The organism is Ruegeria sp. (genome assembly GCF_028066395.1).
Lineage (GTDB): Bacteria > Pseudomonadota > Alphaproteobacteria > Rhodobacterales > Rhodobacteraceae > Ruegeria.
In genome coordinates this window covers 32,384-48,434 of the sequence record NZ_JALCBM010000021.1, presented here as the reverse complement: position 1 = coordinate 48,434, position 16,051 = coordinate 32,384, and the positions used below count along the sequence as shown (strand labels likewise).

General features: G+C 60.9%; 24 protein-coding genes. 11 read left to right on the top strand and 13 right to left on the bottom strand.

Annotated features, from left to right (window positions below):
* From MPJ51_RS09085 to MPJ51_RS09075, 3 genes are all read right to left on the bottom strand, one after another.
* Positions 1 to 611 (bottom strand): AAA family ATPase (locus tag MPJ51_RS09085; RefSeq protein WP_298385017.1); only part of this gene is annotated, 611 nt, incomplete at its 3' end.
* A 140-nt stretch (positions 612 to 751) separates the two neighbouring features.
* Positions 752 to 1,159: a hypothetical protein gene (locus MPJ51_RS09080; protein ID WP_298385015.1), complete on the bottom strand. Its 408-nt coding sequence runs from the start codon at positions 1,157 to 1,159 to the stop codon at positions 752 to 754.
* Between the two features lie 43 nt (positions 1,160 to 1,202).
* The gene (locus tag MPJ51_RS09075; protein WP_298385012.1) at positions 1,203 to 2,396 is read right to left on the bottom strand and encodes a PLP-dependent aminotransferase family protein; all 1,194 of its coding nucleotides are present in this window, start codon (positions 2,394 to 2,396) and stop codon (positions 1,203 to 1,205) included.
* A 160-nt stretch (positions 2,397 to 2,556) separates the two neighbouring features.
* Between MPJ51_RS09075 and MPJ51_RS09070 the strand changes: the two genes are divergently transcribed.
* From MPJ51_RS09070 to MPJ51_RS09060, 3 genes are all read left to right on the top strand, one after another.
* Positions 2,557 to 3,327 carry an FCD domain-containing protein gene (locus MPJ51_RS09070; protein WP_298385010.1) on the top strand — a complete coding sequence of 257 codons (771 nt, stop codon included), beginning with the start codon at positions 2,557 to 2,559 and terminating at the stop codon, positions 3,325 to 3,327.
* A gap of 99 nt (positions 3,328 to 3,426) precedes the next feature.
* Positions 3,427 to 3,684, top strand: coding sequence for a type II toxin-antitoxin system ParD family antitoxin (locus MPJ51_RS09065; RefSeq protein ID WP_298385006.1), 258 nt, complete (start codon positions 3,427 to 3,429; stop codon positions 3,682 to 3,684).
* A complete protein-coding gene (locus MPJ51_RS09060; protein ID WP_298385004.1) occupies positions 3,674 to 4,018 on the top strand; it encodes a type II toxin-antitoxin system RelE/ParE family toxin in 345 nt (114 codons plus the stop codon). Before MPJ51_RS09065 ends, MPJ51_RS09060 begins: the two co-directional genes overlap by 11 nt.
* 60 nt (positions 4,019 to 4,078) lie before the next feature.
* Here MPJ51_RS09060 and MPJ51_RS09055 read toward each other — a convergent pair whose 3' ends face one another.
* From MPJ51_RS09055 to MPJ51_RS09030, 6 genes are all read right to left on the bottom strand, one after another.
* Entirely contained in the window at positions 4,079 to 4,639 is a 561-nt protein-coding gene (locus tag MPJ51_RS09055) for a F0F1 ATP synthase subunit B (protein WP_298385001.1), read from the bottom strand.
* A gap of 5 nt (positions 4,640 to 4,644) precedes the next feature.
* Complete coding sequence (locus MPJ51_RS09050) at positions 4,645 to 5,196, bottom strand: F0F1 ATP synthase subunit B' (protein ID WP_298384999.1); 552 nt, start codon at positions 5,194 to 5,196, stop codon at positions 4,645 to 4,647.
* 86 nt (positions 5,197 to 5,282) lie between these two features.
* Positions 5,283 to 5,507 carry a F0F1 ATP synthase subunit C gene (locus MPJ51_RS09045; RefSeq protein ID WP_008755373.1) on the bottom strand — a complete coding sequence of 75 codons (225 nt, stop codon included), beginning with the start codon at positions 5,505 to 5,507 and terminating at the stop codon, positions 5,283 to 5,285.
* A 48-nt stretch (positions 5,508 to 5,555) separates the two neighbouring features.
* Positions 5,556 to 6,314, bottom strand: a complete 759-nt coding sequence (locus MPJ51_RS09040) for a F0F1 ATP synthase subunit A (RefSeq protein ID WP_298384993.1) — start codon at positions 6,312 to 6,314, stop codon at positions 5,556 to 5,558.
* Positions 6,315 to 6,316: 2 nt separating this feature from the next.
* A complete protein-coding gene (locus tag MPJ51_RS09035) occupies positions 6,317 to 6,652 on the bottom strand; it encodes an AtpZ/AtpI family protein (protein WP_298384990.1) in 336 nt (111 codons plus the stop codon).
* Positions 6,653 to 6,836: 184 nt separating this feature from the next.
* On the bottom strand, positions 6,837 to 7,748 hold the full coding sequence (locus MPJ51_RS09030; RefSeq protein WP_298384987.1) for a DMT family transporter: 912 nt from the start codon (positions 7,746 to 7,748) through the stop codon (positions 6,837 to 6,839).
* 85 nt (positions 7,749 to 7,833) lie between these two features.
* Between MPJ51_RS09030 and MPJ51_RS09025 the strand changes: the two genes are divergently transcribed.
* Positions 7,834 to 8,181, top strand: coding sequence for a metalloregulator ArsR/SmtB family transcription factor (locus tag MPJ51_RS09025; protein ID WP_298384985.1), 348 nt, complete (start codon positions 7,834 to 7,836; stop codon positions 8,179 to 8,181).
* Here the strand turns inward: MPJ51_RS09025 and MPJ51_RS09020 are convergent.
* The 3 genes from MPJ51_RS09020 to MPJ51_RS09010 all read right to left on the bottom strand — a co-directional run bounded on the left by MPJ51_RS09020 (position 8,165) and on the right by MPJ51_RS09010 (position 10,282).
* Positions 8,165 to 8,431 carry a hypothetical protein gene (locus MPJ51_RS09020; protein WP_298384982.1) on the bottom strand — a complete coding sequence of 89 codons (267 nt, stop codon included), beginning with the start codon at positions 8,429 to 8,431 and terminating at the stop codon, positions 8,165 to 8,167. The two genes, MPJ51_RS09025 and MPJ51_RS09020, sit on opposite strands and share 17 nt — an antisense overlap.
* Before the next feature lie 61 nt (positions 8,432 to 8,492).
* Entirely contained in the window at positions 8,493 to 9,407 is a 915-nt protein-coding gene (locus tag MPJ51_RS09015; RefSeq protein ID WP_298384979.1) for a DMT family transporter, read from the bottom strand.
* Positions 9,404 to 10,282 (bottom strand): LysR family transcriptional regulator, encoded by an 879-nt coding sequence (locus tag MPJ51_RS09010; RefSeq protein WP_298384976.1) that lies wholly within the window; start codon positions 10,280 to 10,282, stop codon positions 9,404 to 9,406. Before MPJ51_RS09010 ends, MPJ51_RS09015 begins: the two co-directional genes overlap by 4 nt.
* Before the next feature lie 121 nt (positions 10,283 to 10,403).
* Between MPJ51_RS09010 and MPJ51_RS09005 the strand changes: the two genes are divergently transcribed.
* Positions 10,404 to 10,985 (top strand): NAD(P)H-dependent oxidoreductase, encoded by a 582-nt coding sequence (locus MPJ51_RS09005; protein ID WP_298384973.1) that lies wholly within the window; start codon positions 10,404 to 10,406, stop codon positions 10,983 to 10,985.
* A 74-nt stretch (positions 10,986 to 11,059) separates the two neighbouring features.
* Positions 11,060 to 11,803 carry an aspartate/glutamate racemase family protein gene (locus MPJ51_RS09000; RefSeq protein ID WP_298384970.1) on the top strand — a complete coding sequence of 248 codons (744 nt, stop codon included), beginning with the start codon at positions 11,060 to 11,062 and terminating at the stop codon, positions 11,801 to 11,803.
* 66 nt (positions 11,804 to 11,869) lie between these two features.
* Here the strand turns inward: MPJ51_RS09000 and MPJ51_RS08995 are convergent, their stop codons facing one another.
* Complete coding sequence (locus MPJ51_RS08995) at positions 11,870 to 12,400, bottom strand: prolyl-tRNA synthetase associated domain-containing protein (protein ID WP_298384967.1); 531 nt, start codon at positions 12,398 to 12,400, stop codon at positions 11,870 to 11,872.
* Positions 12,401 to 12,488: 88 nt separating this feature from the next.
* Here MPJ51_RS08995 and MPJ51_RS08990 point away from each other — a divergent pair, with 88 nt between their 5' ends.
* The 5 genes from MPJ51_RS08990 to rpsP all read left to right on the top strand — a co-directional run bounded on the left by MPJ51_RS08990 (position 12,489) and on the right by rpsP (position 16,044).
* Positions 12,489 to 13,007, top strand: coding sequence for a hypothetical protein (locus tag MPJ51_RS08990; RefSeq protein ID WP_298384964.1), 519 nt, complete (start codon positions 12,489 to 12,491; stop codon positions 13,005 to 13,007).
* A gap of 161 nt (positions 13,008 to 13,168) precedes the next feature.
* Entirely contained in the window at positions 13,169 to 14,674 is a 1,506-nt protein-coding gene (gene ffh / locus MPJ51_RS08985; protein ID WP_298384961.1) for a signal recognition particle protein, read from the top strand.
* On the top strand, positions 14,671 to 15,225 hold the full coding sequence (locus MPJ51_RS08980; RefSeq protein WP_298384959.1) for a GNAT family N-acetyltransferase: 555 nt from the start codon (positions 14,671 to 14,673) through the stop codon (positions 15,223 to 15,225). Before ffh ends, MPJ51_RS08980 begins: the two co-directional genes overlap by 4 nt.
* A 34-nt stretch (positions 15,226 to 15,259) precedes the next feature.
* Positions 15,260 to 15,556, top strand: a complete 297-nt coding sequence (locus MPJ51_RS08975) for a chorismate mutase (protein WP_298384955.1) — start codon at positions 15,260 to 15,262, stop codon at positions 15,554 to 15,556.
* A 98-nt stretch (positions 15,557 to 15,654) separates the two neighbouring features.
* On the top strand, positions 15,655 to 16,044 hold the full coding sequence (rpsP, locus tag MPJ51_RS08970) for a 30S ribosomal protein S16 (RefSeq protein WP_170350323.1): 390 nt from the start codon (positions 15,655 to 15,657) through the stop codon (positions 16,042 to 16,044).
* Positions 16,045 to 16,051 lie beyond the last annotated feature (7 nt).

Here is a 16,051-nt window from a genome sequence, read left to right as displayed (position 1 = left end):
TGCGTGCCCAACTGTTCCAGCACGTCATCGACGCGGGTCAGGTTGGCCTCGGTGCCTTTCAGCTTCAACTCGGCCTCATGCCGACGCTGATAAAGCCCCGAGATGCCCGCAGCCTCTTCCAGAATGCGGCGGCGGGCGCGGGGTTTGGCGTTGATCAATTCGGCAATGCGGTTCTGCCCCACAAGCGCGGGCGAATGCGCCCCGGTCGAGGCATCGGCGAACAGCATCTGCACATCGCGTGCCCGCACGTCCTTGCCGTTGGTCTTATAGGCGCTGCCAACATCGCGGGTGATGCGTCGGATGATTTCCAGCTGATCGTTGTCATTGAACCCCGAGGGCGCCAGCCGTTCAGAGTTGTCCATGGTCAGGACCACCTCGGCAAAGTTGCGGGCCGGACGGGTGGCGGCCCCGGCAAAAATCACATCCTCCATCGCGCCGCCACGCATGGATTTGGGGCGGTTTTCGCCCATGACCCAGCGCAGCGCCTCCAGCAGGTTGGACTTGCCACAGCCGTTTGGCCCCACCACACCGGTCAACCCATCCGCGATGATCAGATCGGTTGGATCAACAAAGCTTTTGAAGCCGGTGAGTTTGAGTTTGCTAAAGCGCAAAAGCGGTGGGTCCCATGATTCCTGTGTTCAGGAAGTCTGCGCAACGGAATGGGGACGTGTCAACGCAGTTGCGCAGGATATGGCCCGTTGGGTCGAGTTATCCACAATATCTTGCCAAAATTTGCCGAAAACCATGCCCGTCAGTACGGATTGCACTCAAAGACCTGATAGCCGTAATCCTTGCCCACCCGTTCATAAAGGCCAAAGTCGATGCATTCATATCGGGGCGTCGAAATCGCGGTCAGCAGCAGCCGTTCACCTGCCTCTCGGTCGCAGCCCAGAACCCCCACCGTCACCGCCGCATCGCCCAGAACATCCAGAATCGGACAGCCCGAAACCTGCGCCATGGCCAGCGCCGCCCAGTCGCGGATCGGACCCAGACGTGGGGCGTATTGCATATTGATCCGCACCGCCTCGGCCAGATCACCGCGCACGCGCACGTCGAACACGCTGCCATTCACCGCGATGCGCGTCGCGGGCACATCGCGGAAATGAGGGGTTCCGGCCGAACAAGAGGCCAGCAGGAGGAAGGCAAGCAGACGGATCATGCCGCAGCATTGCCGCAATATGGTTAACAGAACCTTTCCCGGTTCAGCCGCGCAACACCTCGCCCAACCTGCGTATGCCTTCGCGGATCGTCGCCTCATCCGAGTTGGAGAAACTCAGCCGGATCGTATTGGCACCCGAGCCATCGGGGAAAAACGCCTGACCGGGGACGAAGGCGACCTTCACCGTTTCCAGCGCGCGGGCCAGCAGGGCGGCGCCGTCAGTGTCCTGCGGCAGGGTTACCCAGACAAACATGCCGCCCTCGGGCTTAGTCCATTCGACACCCTCGGGCATATGCTCGGCCAGCGCGTCCAGCATTGCATCACGGCGGGCGCTATAGGTCTGGCGCAGCATCGGGATATGCGTGTCGAAACAAGCCTGCGCCACCTGATGCACGGCCATCTGGTTGATCGTGGCCGAATGCAGATCGGCCGCCTGTTTCATCAGCACCAGCCGCGAGATCACAGGCTTCGCAGCAACCACCCAGCCCATCCGCAACCCCGGCGACAAGGTTTTCGAGAAGCTGCCGCAATAGACCGTCCGGCAGTCTTCAATCGAGCCCTTGCGGGCGATCTCCAGCGCCAGAACCGGCGGGATCGGATCACCATCATAGCGTAGCGCCTGATAGGCCCCGTCTTCGATCACCGCGCAATCCAGCGCCTCGGCCTGATCCAGCAGAGCCTTGCGCCCGTTCAGGTCCACAGTCTCTCCGGTCGGGTTGGCAAAATCCGGGGACAGGTAGGCGAATTTCACCGCGCCCGGTCCGGCGGCCTCGGTATATTCCGCCACGCCGCGATTGCCTTGGATGCTCAGCCGGTCAAAGCGGGGTTCATAGGCATTGAACGCGGCCAGTGCGCCCAAATAGGTGGGCCAGCCCACCAGCGCCGTATCGCCGGGCGACAGGAACAGCTTGCCGAGATAGTCCAGCGCCTGTTGCGAGCCCGAGGTGATCAGGATGTTGTCGATCCCGCAGTCGATCCCGATGTCGGCCATGTGATCGGCCAGCCATTGGCGCAGCGGCGCATAGCCCTCGCTGACCGAATATTGCAGCGCCTGCGCCTGCTGGTCCGGGCTCAGCGCCATTTGGAACGCCTGCGCGAAAGCCTCGGCCGGGAACAGGTTCGGATCGGGGATGCCACCCGCGAAGGAGATGATGCCCGGCTGGTCCAGCAGTTTCAGCAGCTCGCGAATTTCCGACGCTTTCATTCGGGACATACGTGTGGCGTATAGCTGATCCATCGACTCGGGCCTCCTTAGCCGTGTGTTTCGGGCAGCCTAGGTTTGGCACCATATAAGTCAATACTTATGACCTATTGTTTCGACCAATGTGATGGCGGCTTTCTTGCACCCTTGCGGGATACGTGGTCATGTGACCTGACCAATTTGACAGAAAAGACCGATGCCCTTTCAGAAAGTCCAGACCGAGAAACTGTCCCTTGCCGTAGTCCGCCAGATCGAACTTCTGATCCTGCGCGGCATCCTGCGCCCAGGCGAACGCCTGCCGCCGGAACGGGACCTGGCCGAACGGATGGGCGTATCGCGCCCTTCGCTGCGCGAGGCGATCTCGGACCTGCAGGCGCAAGGGTTGCTGACCGCCAAGGCCGGGTCCGGCGTTTATGTGGCCGAGGTTCTGGGTTCGGCCTTCGCGCCTGCCCTGATCCGCCTGTTCAGCAGCCATGACGAGGCAGTGTTCGACTACCTGTCCTTCCGCCGGGATATGGAGGGGCTGGCCGCAGAACGCGCCGCGCGGATGGGATCGGACAGCGATCTGAGCGTCGTGCAGGCGATCTATGACAAGATGGAATCCGCCCATGCCCGCAACGCCACCGAGGAAGAGGCGCAACTGGATGCGCAATTCCATATGGCGATCATTGAGGCCAGCCATAACGTGGTGATGCTGCATATGATGCGCTCGATGTTCGATCTGCTGCGGCAAGGGGTGTTCTACAACCGCCAGATCATGTTCCAGCAACGCACCACCCGCGACGCCATTCTGGACCAGCACCGCGCCATCAACTCGGCCTTGCAAGAACGCGACCCGAAAGGCGCGCGGCAGGCCGTGGAACAGCACCTGAGCTTTGTCGAACGCTGCATGGCGGATCAGCAGAAAGCCATCAAGAACGAAAAGATCGCCCAGCAACGGCTGGAACATGAGACCGGGGGAAACTGATAGATGCTTGCCGGTGGCCCAGACCACCCCTTATAGATAGGCTATCTTGACGGTAGAACCCCTCATCCCCATACTACTGAGTAGTACATGGGGTGACACATGAGCGTAAAAGCGTCAATTTCGCTGACTGAATCACAGGAAGCTTATGCACGTGAATTGGTGGCGTTGGGGCATTACCCAAGCCTCAGCGCAGTTCTTCAACAGGGGTTGGAGTTGATGCGCGCGCAATCGCAAACCACGGACGCACTGCGGGAATTGCTGGATCGTCGCAAATCAGGCGCATTTGTAAACCTCGATGAAGGCAAGCAGCGCACAAAAGAAATGATCGCGCGCAAACGGGCTGAGCGTGGTCTATGAAGTCATTCGATCCGATGAGATCGACAGAGATTTCGAACAGATTTTCGACTTCCTTTTCGAAACAGCCCTGCATTTCGGCGAAGACGTAGACACCGCCCTTCAGCACGCCGAAAACCGGCTGGTCGAAATAGAGGACAGTCTGAACCGATTGGGGAACTTACCACATCAGGGCACTTTGCGACCGCATCTCGGAAGCGGTATCCGCAACGTCACCAAGGATCGCGCTGTCATTTACTTCGATGTTGACGATGAAACGCGAACCATACGGGTTTTGGCTGTTTTCTATAGCGGGCAAGACCATGATGCCCGAATTCTTCTGCGCCTACTGTCCTGACAAAGAAAAACCCGAGAACCAGAGGCTCTCGGGTCTTGATGTCAGGTCGTGTGACCGGGATCAGTGCAGCTTGTCACCAACATCCGCAATTGCGGCGTCGATCAGCTTGTTCGCCTGAGCAGCGGTCATCTGCTTGGCCAGAACCGCGTTTGCAGCCGAAACCGCAACGGTGATGGCCTGATCACGCACCTCTTTCACAGCCGAAGCTTCAGCCGAGGCAATCTGATCCTGCGCGGCAGCCAGACGGCGCGCAATGGATTTCTCCAGATCGGCCTTGGCCTGTTCAGCCGCCAGGGCCGCGTCGTCCTTGGCCGCGGCCACGATGGCATCCGCCTGGGTCTGCACCTCGCGCTGCTTGCGCTCATACGAGGCCAGCAGGCTGCGGGCTTCTTCGTGCAGGGCGCGGGCCTCGTCCAGTTCGGACTGAATGCCTGCGGCACGGTTGTCCAGCGCGCCACCGATCATGCCGGGGACCTTGAAGTAGAACAGGACCGCGATGAAAACGATGAAGCCCAGAAGGACCACAAAGTCGGTGTTGCCAAGCGAGAAGAACGGGCCGCTTGCGGCCAGCGCGGGGCTGGCTGCGCCGAAGGTCAGGATAAGGGCAAGAGTGTTCCGCATGTCACTTATCCTTTCATCTGCGCGTCGATTGCACTGTCGATGGCTTTGGCATCCGCCTCGCCGCCCAGTGCAGTGACCAGTTCAGCCGCCGTATCCTTGGCAACCACTTGAATGCTTTCCAGCGCACCGGCACGGATTTCGGCAATTGCCTTTTCCGATTCAGCCGCCTTTGCAGCGATTTCCGCATCCGCCTTAGCAATCGCGTCATCCAGACCAGACTGGATTTCGGCGCGGGCTTCCGCTGCGATACGCTGTGCCTCAGACCGGGCATCGGCCAGCGCCTTGTTATAGGCCTCTTCAGCCTCGACCGCCTTGGCCTTCAGATCTTCGGCCGCAGCCAGGTCATTTGTAATGGTCCCCTGACGTTCAGCCAGGATTGCCGCGATGCGGGGCAGAGCCACGCGGGACAGGACCAGAAAGATGACGACCAGCGTAATGACCAGCCAGAAAATCTGGTTGGGGAACCAATCGAAGCAGAGCTGCGGCATCCCGATGGCAGAGCCATGCGAGTCGACGCACGAGCCAACTACTTCTTCGCTAATGGGTTCAGTCGCCATGATGTCCTCCGTCGGAACGTTGTCTTTACAACAGGTGGGCCGCTATGGCTTGGGCCCACCTGCGCGTAAGGATCAGGTTCCGCAGATTAGACGGCGAACATCAGCAGCAGCGAGACCAGGAATGCGAAGATCCCCAGGGCTTCTGCGAATGCGATACCGATGAACAGGGTTGCGGTCTGCGAAGCAGCCGCCGAAGGGTTGCGCAGGGCGCCGGACAGGAAGTTGCCGGCCACGTTGCCCACCCCGATTGCGGCTGCGCCGGAACCGATTGCTGCCAGGCCTGCGCCGATGTGTGCGAGATCGCCTTCCATGATGTGTCTCCTTACGAATTGGAAGTTTCGATGTTGGGTGTTCGGACCTTAGTGCGACGGATGCAGCGCATCTTTCAGATAAACACAGGTCAGAATGGTGAATACGTAGGCCTGAATGAAGGCCACCAGGACCTCAAGACCGTACATAGCGGTGATCGCCAGAACCGACACGGGCGAGATCACGGCAATCGCGGCAAAGCCTGCGAACACCTTGATCACCGCGTGGCCAGCCATGACGTTACCGGCAAGACGAATGGAATGGCTGACCGGGCGCACGAAGTACGAGATCAGCTCGATAATCGCCAGAATGGGACGCAGCGCCAGCGGCGCGCTGGACACCCAGAACAGGCCCAGGAACCCGGCACCGTTCTTGACGAAACCCAGAACGGTCACGGTCAGGAACACGGCCAGTGCCAGCGGGATGGTCACGGCGAAATGCGATGTGGTGGTGAACGAGGTCGGGATCAGGCCCAGGAAGTTCGCAGTCACGATGAACATGAACAAGGTCATGACATAGGGGAAGTATTTGATGCCATCCTTGCCGCAGATATCTTCCAGCATCTTGTAGATGAAGCCATAGGCCAGTTCCGCGACCGACTGCATCCGGGTCGGCACGATGGCGCGCTTCGAGGTGCTGAGCACCAGCAGGCCGATGATCGCCAGGATCGCGAAGAACAGCCACAGCGTCACGTTGGTGGGCGTGTACCAGGCAATTGCACCGTCGCCGAACAGCGGCTTGACGATGAACTGATCCATCGGATGGAATACCAGGCTGCTGCCTTCTGCTGCGGTGGTCTCGGTCGCCACGTTCAGTCCCTCTCGTCCTTCTCGGCCTGTATGCTGGCCGACATTTGTTTCTCCTGAACCTCTTTCGCGCTGCGGAGCATAACCTTCACGCCCGCGACAAGGCCCAGCAATGTGAACAGCACCAGAAAGATCGGGATTGTCCCGAGCAGGCTGTCCAGCCCGTATCCGATGCCAAATCCGATCCCCAGACCGGATACCATTTCGATGACCATCCTCCAGGCAAGCTCGCCCCCGGATATGTCAGCGTCCGCGCGGGGTTTGGGCGCTTTGGCCTTTTTCGCCGCCGTAATCTTGGCCTCCAGCTGCGCCATACGCTGCTTTTGGTCATCATCGGTCACGGGCGGTTCCCTCGCACAGTCTTGGGTAGGGTGCTAAGGGGCGCGGGGGCCAGAGTCAACGGTGTTGAGTTCGCGGATGAAATATCGGTAAGTATCAGATTTTTAGTCTAAAAATCTGAACCCCTCAATCCGGAACCGATGCGCGGCAATCGGAGATTAAGCGGATAGGGCGGAATCCGCATATTCAACCCTTTGGTTGATCTTTTCCAAACGCCTTCGGATGCATGCGTCGAACAACTCGGCCGTCGATCAGCAGCAGGCCCAGCAGAATGGTTCCCATTCCAACCAGATGTTCCGGCAGCAACGTCTCATTCAGCACCCAGGTGCCCAGCACCAGCGCCGAGACCGGTGCGATCAGGGTGACGGTCGAGATATTGGTCGGCCCCACCTTTGGCAGCAGCCAGTAAAAGGCGATGAACGCCGCCGAGGTCAGCACGAACCCGATGATGATCAACGAGCCCCAGGTCTCGGCCCGGGTGATATGCGGCAGGCCCTCCTGCCACAGGGCCAGCGGAGCAATCGCCAACGTCGCGCCGGTCAGTGCCAGCGCCACCAGAACCACCGGCTGCATATCCCGGAACGCACGGGCGATGTTGACCGAAAAAGCGTAGCAGATCGGTGCGCAGAGGGTCAGCAGAATTGCCCAGAACTCGGATGCAGCCCCGGCCCGCAGCACCGGCAGCGACAGAACGACAATACCGGCAAAGCCGCAAACCACGCCCAGCGATTTCAGCAGGGTTGCGCGCTCACTGCCCGGCCAGAAATGCGAAACGATGACCGCAAAGGCAGGCGTGGTCGCGTTGACGATCCCGGCCACGCCCGAGGCGATATGCTGCTGCCCCAGCGCATAAAACGCAAACGGTGCGGCATAGCTGAGCGCGCCGAACCCCAGCAGACCCAGGGCAAGGCCAAGGGTCAGGTTGACCGGCAGGCGCGCGCCGATCACGTAAACCCAGCAGCCCAGCGCGCCGAAGGCCACGCGCCCCATCGAGACCGAAAGTGGCCCCAGTTCACGCAGCAAGATGGCGTTGAACATGAAGGACATGCCCCAGCCGATGCCGAGGATGCAAATCACCAACCAGTATTTCAGCGCCATCCCTGCACCCCAGTCCATCAGACAGGGGAAAAGTGGCGTTATGGCGCAAATTGTCAAACCGGTTGCTGCGTATTAGGAAAGAGCCATGTCCAGTGACCTCGATACCGTCTTTGCCGCTTTGGCCGACCCGACCCGCCGCACCATCCTTGCGATGCTGCTGGAGGATGACATGGCGGTGACCGATGTGGCGGAACCGTTCGAGATGTCTCTGGCCGCGATCTCGAAACATCTGGTGATCCTGACCCGCGCCGGGCTGATCTCTCAGGAAAAGCGCGGCCGGGTGAAATGGTGCAAGCTGGAGCCGGACGCGCTGCGGGCGGCCTCTGTCTGGATGCAGGGGTTCGGTCAGTTCGAGCCGGTCAATCTGGACGCGTTTGAACGGTTTCTTGAGGTCGAGCTTCCGGCGGGTGAGGACCCTACTGCGCTGGACTGATCCCCAGGATCACCCCGCTGGCATCCACGCGGCACAGCCATGGTTCAGCGGCATTGTCGACCGATAGGGTAACAACGGTGCCGGTTGGCCCGGATTGCGCAGAAACCGCCTTTACCGCGCCGGACTGCAATCCGGCCTCGGCGGCCGCCAACGCTTCGCAACTGCCCTCAATGTCCGTTTCTGTCGATGGCCCGCCCTGCGCGCAGGCGGCCATAGCAAGGATTGAAACTGAAAAAAGCGGTATTCTCACCCAAGGCTCTCCCAACATTGTTCCGGCACAGGCTGCCACAGTCCCGGCGCAGCGCAAAGGCCTAGTCCAGCGCCGGGTCCACCGCATGCGCGGGCCGGACCTCACTTTTCAACAGCAGGATCAGGGCAATCGCTGTCAGCGTCACGCCGACCAGAACCAGCGGTGTTGGAACGGGCCGACCCAAGGATATCTCCCACAGGATCACCCAACTGGGGATCAGATAGGTATAGGCCATGACCTTGGCCGAAGGCAGGCGCAGCGCCGAAAACTGCACCATTACAAAGCTGGCCGCAGTGGCGAACAGCGCAATATACAGCAAGGTGATCCAGACGATGGGTGCAAGATTGGCCCAATCGGTGGCACGGATATCCGGCCAGCCCAGAACCGTCAGGATCACGAACCCGGCCAGCAAGGTGCCAAAGGCAAACACCACCGCAGGTTCCCCCCGGTTCAGCTTGCGCACCATCGGCGTATAGATCGCATGGGCGGCGCAACCCCAGAAATAGATGATCTCTCCTCCACCTATCTGAAACGCGCGCAGGGCCTGCCAATCCGCCCGGAAGATCACCCACAGCGCACCCGTCGCCCCGATCGACAGCGCCAGCGCCATGCGCGGCGTCGTGATCTGCCGCAACAACACCCACCCGGCCAGGGCCGACATCACCGGCGTCAGGGTAAAGACCGCCGCCACGCTGATGGGTTCTGCGGTCTTGAGCCCGTAGAACATCAGCACGAAATAGGCCGAAAACAACCCGCCCAGCACCAGATACCGCCACGGTGCCCGCGCCGCGCTGCGCGGGATGCCCGTCGTCAGACAGGCGGCAGTTCCGATAACCACCGCTGCGATGGCGAACCGTGCAGCCGTGATCGCCATCGGTGCGATCTGGTTGGCCACCAGTGCCCCCAACGAGAAACTGCCCGCCACCAGCGCCGAGAACACCAGCATCGCCAGATGGCCCCGGGCCTCGGCGCTCATGCCTGCCAGCCCTTGGAGCGATCCTTGAGGTGTTTCAGAAAGGCCTGCACCTTGGTGGTGCGATGCAGATCGACATGGGTCACCAGCCACAGCTTGCCGAACCATTCCGGCAGCGGCTCGATCACCTCGACCAGATCGGGGTCGCCTGCCGCCTCCCATCGGGCCAGAAAGCCGATGCCTGCCCCGGACAGAACCGCCTCGCGTATGCAGAAATTATTGGTGCAGCGAAAGGTGATCGCCTCGGCCGGAACCGTCTCTCGCAACCATTTGGCAAACGGCGCGCGGCTGTTTTCGTCATCGGCGCTGACAAAGAAATGCCGGTCAAACGCGCCGATCCCATCAGGCTTGCCATGACGCTCGATATAGGCGCGGCTGGCATAGAGCCCCATTTCCTGCTCAAAGAATGGCTGCACCACATTGTCGGGCTGATCCGGGACCGAACCCGCGCGAATGGCCACATGTGCCTCGCCATATTCCAGGCGGAACAGGCGGTCTCCGGTCAGATAACGCACGATCAGCCCGGGATGGGCGTTCTGGAAGTCGCTGAGCACCGGCACGATCAGCGGCGCAAGCGAGGCCAGCGAGGTCACCACCAACTCGCCCGAGACATCGTCGCCGCGCCCCTTCATCCGACCCACAAGCTGGTTGAACTGATCCTCGGTCGCCTGTGCGACCCGCAACAGATCCTCGCCCGCATCGGTTGGGGTATAGCCGCGCGCGTGACGCTGGAACAGCTTGACGCCCAGCCGCGCCTCGATGGCGTCGATATGACGGATGACCGTCGCGTGATGCACGCCCAACACCTCGGCCGCGCCGCTGACGGTTCCCATCCGCGCCACCTGAAAGGCGGTTCTGACCTCGTCCCAATTGTCCATTGCAACCGTCCTACTGTGCAATTTCTAACAATGAGTGTTGATATATCCGAGTTTTGTTCACCCGCACAACACTCATATTGAGCCGGAAATCGAATCCCCCCTGATCCAAGGACCTGATCAAATGACCAAAACCATTCTGCATATCGACGCCTCGGCCCGCCGCGAAGGCTCTGCCACCCGCGAACTGTCGGACCGTATCGTCCAGCACCTGAATGCCGAAGCCGTCATCCGCCGCGATCTGGCCGCTCCGCTGCCGCTGCTGACCGAAGACTGGATCAACGCCAACTTCACCCCCGCCGATCAGCGCAGCGACGCACAGCGCGATCACCTGTCGCTGTCCGACGAACTGGTGCAGGAACTGCAAGACGCCGATACGATCGTCATCGGCCTGCCGATCTACAACTTCTCGGTCCCCGCCGCGTTCAAGGCGTGGATCGACATGATCACCCGCGTCGGCGTGACCTTCTCGTATTCGGAACAGGGTCCGAAGGGTCTGCTGGAAGGCAAACGCGCCGTTCTGGCCATTGCCTCGGACGGCGTTCCGGTGGGTTCCGAGGTCGACTTTGCCACCAACTATGCCCGCTTCATTCTGGGCTTTGTCGGCATCACCAACGTTGATGTGGTTGCCGCTGATCAGCTGGCAATGAAAGCTGAAGAGTCGCTGAACAACGCACGCAAGGCAGTTTCCGAACTGGCGGCCTGATAGACCTCTGGCCTTTGTCTTTTGAAACATCCAGTCTGCCCCTGAACGGGACATAGCAGGCTGGGCGTTTTCTTATGAAGAAGATTGGAATTCTGGGCGGTGTAGGCTGGGCCTCGACCGTGGATTACTACCGGGCCATCGCAGAAGGCGCGGGCAGGTATTTTGCGGAACGCGGCCACGGATCGCCATTGCCCATCCCGCCGATGACCATCGAAACCGTCACCCAGTCCGAAACCCGTGCCCTGCGCGGTGTGGCCGGGGACGAGGCCAGCTGGGCCGGTTTCGACGCGGTCTTTCGCAACGCTCTGCTGACACTGGAACGGGCGGGCTGTGATTTCGGTATCATTGCCTCAAACACGCCGCATGCCCGGTTGCACGCAATCCGGCAGGGCGTCTCGATGCCCATTCTCAGCATTTTCGACGCAACCGCCGCAACGACCGCCGGGACAGGTGCCGCCAAGGCGCTGGTTCTGGGCACCACAGTCACGATGCAGGCCACCAACTATGCGGATCGCCTTGCAGACGAAGGCATCACGGCAAACCCTCGCCTGCCCGAGGGCGAAATCGCGCACATGCAGGCCATGATCGACAGCGATTTCTATGGCGGAGCATCGGACAACGCCCGCGCCCGCCTGCTGGCCTTCTGCAATCGTCATGCGAGGCCCGGAACCGCAATCCTGCTGGCCTGTACCGAGTTGCCGCTGGCCTTTCCGGATCATCTGGACGACCCGGTTTTCGAGGCGGACGGGCACCTGTTCATCAACCCCTCAGCCGCCCATGTCGCCGCCGCCCTGAACGAGGCGCTGACCGAGCCCTAAAGCGCCCGCCCCTTCTTCTGTTCAGAAATACCTCCGTCGGAGACACGCGCCGACAGGCGCGTTCCATCACGGCAACCAGACAACCTCGCATCCGACCCGATCAAAGAAACCCATCAGATCATCACGCGCCATCGCAACGGTCCGGTCGTTGACCAGCGGGTGCATATAGATGACGTCAGCCTGTTGCGCAGCACCATCCATGAAGAACCGCACATTGTTCTGCACCCCGTTGATCATCGCCAAAGGACTGACCGCGCCGGGGCGGATGCCGAGATTCTGCAACAATCGATCCGCCGAGCCGAAAGACAGGTTCCCCACCCCAAGATCCGCGCCCAGCGCCTTGAGGTCGATCTCGCGGCTCTGCTCCAGCGTCACAAGATAATTCCGCTTTTTCTTGTCCCGCAGATACAGATTCTTGAGCCGCAGGGCATTTTCGCCGGGCACCATGAATTGATCCTCGACGGCTTTGGACTCTTCCACCGTGCGCAGCGGCGCATGGGTGTGCAGGCGATAGGTCAGGCCCCATTCGTCTAACTGCGCCAACAGCGCGTCGGAACTAAGCGGCAATGTATCCTGAAAGGCGGATGATGCGTCCATGGGAACCTCCTGTCTGGTGCGCTCATCGCGCAATGCGGGGCCAAATTCAAGCCACGACAGCGACCGACTTCGATGCTAGCGTGCCGCCATGAAAATCACGCGCAACAGCCCCGATCAATTGATCCTGTCCAACACACCCTGGCTGATGGGCATCATGCTGATCCTCTTCACACTCGGTTTTGTCGGCGCAGGTCTCTTCATGGTCAACGAAGGTCGCGAAGAGGTATGGGCCGGCATCCTCTTCGCCCTGTTCGGCGGCGGGTTGGGCCTTGGCGCGTTCTGCGTCTTTGTGCGCCGCGTGCAGGTCATATTGGACCGCAACAGCAACAGCATCCTGATCCGTCGCCAATCGGTCTTTGGATACGACACCGTCGAACATGAGCTGTCGGACCTGTCCCATGCCGAGGTGGAAACCGCCACCCCGCCCCGGAACACGACCACGTCCAAAATGCACCGTCCCGTTCTGATCCTTGAAACGGGCATGAGTGCCGGTCGTCACCCGATTGTCAAAGCTTATGTCAGCGGGCGCGGCGCACATCGGCTGGTGGACGCGGTCAATGACTGGCTTCCGGCCTGGACGGTTGACTCGGGCAGCCAATCCGCCTAAAGCACCGCCAAACATCCGGAAGAGACGATCCTTCCGGTCCCTTGAGTCGTTCAGGGATCGCCCCCCACCAGCGAGTTTCGCCCGTGGGGGCGTTTGTGCATTTAACCGACGCATCCTATCTAGGACGCGCCACCAGATAACCGGCATAGGAGGCCGAAGGCATGTTTGAAAATCTATCCGAACGCCTCTCTGGCGTCTTTGATCGGCTGACCAAACAGGGCGCCCTGTCCGAGGAAGACGTCAAAACCGCCCTGCGCGAAGTGCGGGTTGCGCTGCTTGAGGCCGACGTCTCGCTGCCAGTGGCGCGTGAATTCGTCAAGAAGGTTCAGGAACAAGCCACCGGTCAGGCCGTCACCAAGTCGATCACCCCCGGCCAGCAGGTTGTCAAGATCGTCCACGATGCGCTGGTCGATACCCTGCGCGGCGAGGAAGATCCCGGCAAGCTGAAGATCGACAACCCACCCGCGCCGATCCTGATGGTCGGCCTGCAGGGCTCGGGTAAGACCACCACCACCGGTAAGCTCGCCAAGCGCCTGAAAGAAAAAGAGGGCAAGAAGGTCCTGATGGCCTCGCTGGACGTCTACCGCCCGGCGGCGATGGATCAGTTGGCGGTTCTGGGCACGCAGGTCGGCGTCGATACCCTGCCGATCGTCCCCGGCCAGAAACCGGTCGATATCGCCAAACGCGCCAAGCAGCAGGCGACGCTGGGTGGCTACGACGTCTACATGCTCGACACCGCGGGCCGTCTGCATATCGACGAAGTCCTGATGGATGAGGTTGAGCAGGTCCGCAACGCGGTCGACCCGCGCGAGACCCTTTTGGTGGTCGATGGTCTGACCGGTCAGGTCGCGGTTGAGGTCGCCGAGGAGTTCGACGCCAAGGTCGGCATCTCGGGCGTGGTCCTGACCCGGATGGATGGTGATGGGCGCGGCGGTGCGGCGCTGTCGATGCGCGCGGTCACTGGCAAGCCGATCCGTTTTGTCGGTCTGGGCGAGAAGATGGACGCGCTCGAAACCTTCGAGCCGGACCGGATTGCCGGTCGTATTCTGGGCATGGGCGACATCGTGGCCCTGGTCGAAAAGGCCCAGGAAACGATGGAGATGGAACAGACCGAGCGCATGATGAAGCGCATGGTCAAGGGTCAGTTCAACATGAACGACCTCAAGATGCAGCTGGAACAGATGATCCAGATGGGCGGCATGCAGGGCATGATGGGCATGATGCCCGGCATGGGCAAGATGGCCAAACAGATGGATCAGGCCGGTCTGGATGACAAAATCCTGCGCCAGCAGATCGCCATGATCCAGTCGATGACCAAACGCGAACGCGCCAACCCGCAGCTACTGCAGGCCAGCCGCAAGAAACGCATCGCCGCCGGTTCGGGGATGGAGGTCAGCGACCTCAACAAGCTGCTCAAGATGCACCGGCAGATGTCGGACATGATGAAGAAGATGGGCAAGATGGGCAAAGGCAAGATGCTGAAACAGGCCATGAAAGGCATGTTCGGCAAAGGCGGCCCTAGCCCCGAGGACATGGCCGCAGGCATGGACCCCAAGGCGCTGGAACAGGCGGCCAAGGCGATGGGCGGCAAGATGCCCGGTATGCCCGGGATGGGTGGCGGCATGGCCCTGCCCCCGGGTCTCAGCGGGTTCGGGAAGAAAAAGTGACCGCCGTCACCCCTCATATCCCCCGGCTTGAGACCGAGCGCCTGATCCTGCGCGCGCCGTCCGAGGTTGATCTGGACGCGGACGCGGAATTCTTTGCCAGCGACGCCTCGAAATTCGTGGGCGGCCCGTTGAGCCGGGATGAGACGTGGCGCTCGATTGCCCTGATGCTGGGCCACTGGACCCTGCGCGGGTTCGGCGTTTGGGGGGTCGAGGAAAAAGCCACCGGAGTGTATGTCGGACGGATTGGTCTGTGGTTTCCCGTGGGCTGGCCCGAGCCGGAAATCGCCTGGGTCCTGATGAATGACGCCACAGGCAAAGGCTATGCGACCGAAGCCGCGCTGGCAGCGCGCGCTCATGCCTATGACGTGCTGGGCTGGGAAACGGCGATTTCGATGATCGACCCGGAAAACCATGCCAGCAAGGCTGTCGCCAGACGGTTGAATGCCCGGTTTGAAAGCCTTTACGACCACCCCAAATTTGGCGCCACCGAAATCTGGCGTCACCCTGCCCCGGCCGATCTGGTGAACGGCGGGGTGGAGGCCTACGCATGACCCGATTTGCCCAGCCCCCCGAAAGGACCGGCCAATGACCAACCCCGTGACACAAGCGGCCACGCTGTTGAAAGAGCATCGCGAAAGCATCGACCGGCTGGACGCGATCCTTGTCTATACGCTGGGCGAACGGTTCAAGCACACGCAAGCCGTTGGCAAGCTCAAGGCCACACACGACCTTCCCCCGTCCGATCCCTCGCGCGAGGCGGCGCAGATCGCACGGCTAGAAGACCTGGCGAAAGAGGCCGATCTGGACCCCGACTTCGCCAAGGCTTTCCTGAATTTCATCATTCAGGAAGTCATCCGACACCACAAGAAACACCAGAAGTGACCCTTCGGTTCAACAAACACCAGAAGTAGGCCGGGCTTCAGCCCGGCACCCCCAAAAAACACGCCTCTGGCGTGATGCCATTCAAAGGAGATACCACCATGGCAATGAAAATTCGTCTCGCCCGCGGCGGCTCGAAAAAACGTCCCTTCTATCGCATCGTGGCGGCCGACAGCCGCATGCCGCGCGATGGCCGTTTCATCGAGAAACTGGGCACCTACAACCCGCTGCTGCCGAAAGACAGCGAAGAGCGCGTGAAAATGAACATGGAGCGTATCCAGTACTGGCTGGATCAGGGCGCCCAGCCCACCGACCGTATCGCACGCATGCTGGAAGCTGCCGGTACCCGCGACAAGGCCGAGCGCAACAACCCCAACAAGGGCACCCCGGGCAAGAAAGCTCAGGAACGCGCGGAAGAGAAAGCGGCAAAGGCGGCTGAAGCTGCCGAAGCCGCTGCTGCTCCGGCTGAAGAAGCGGCTGCAGAAGAATAAGCAGGCG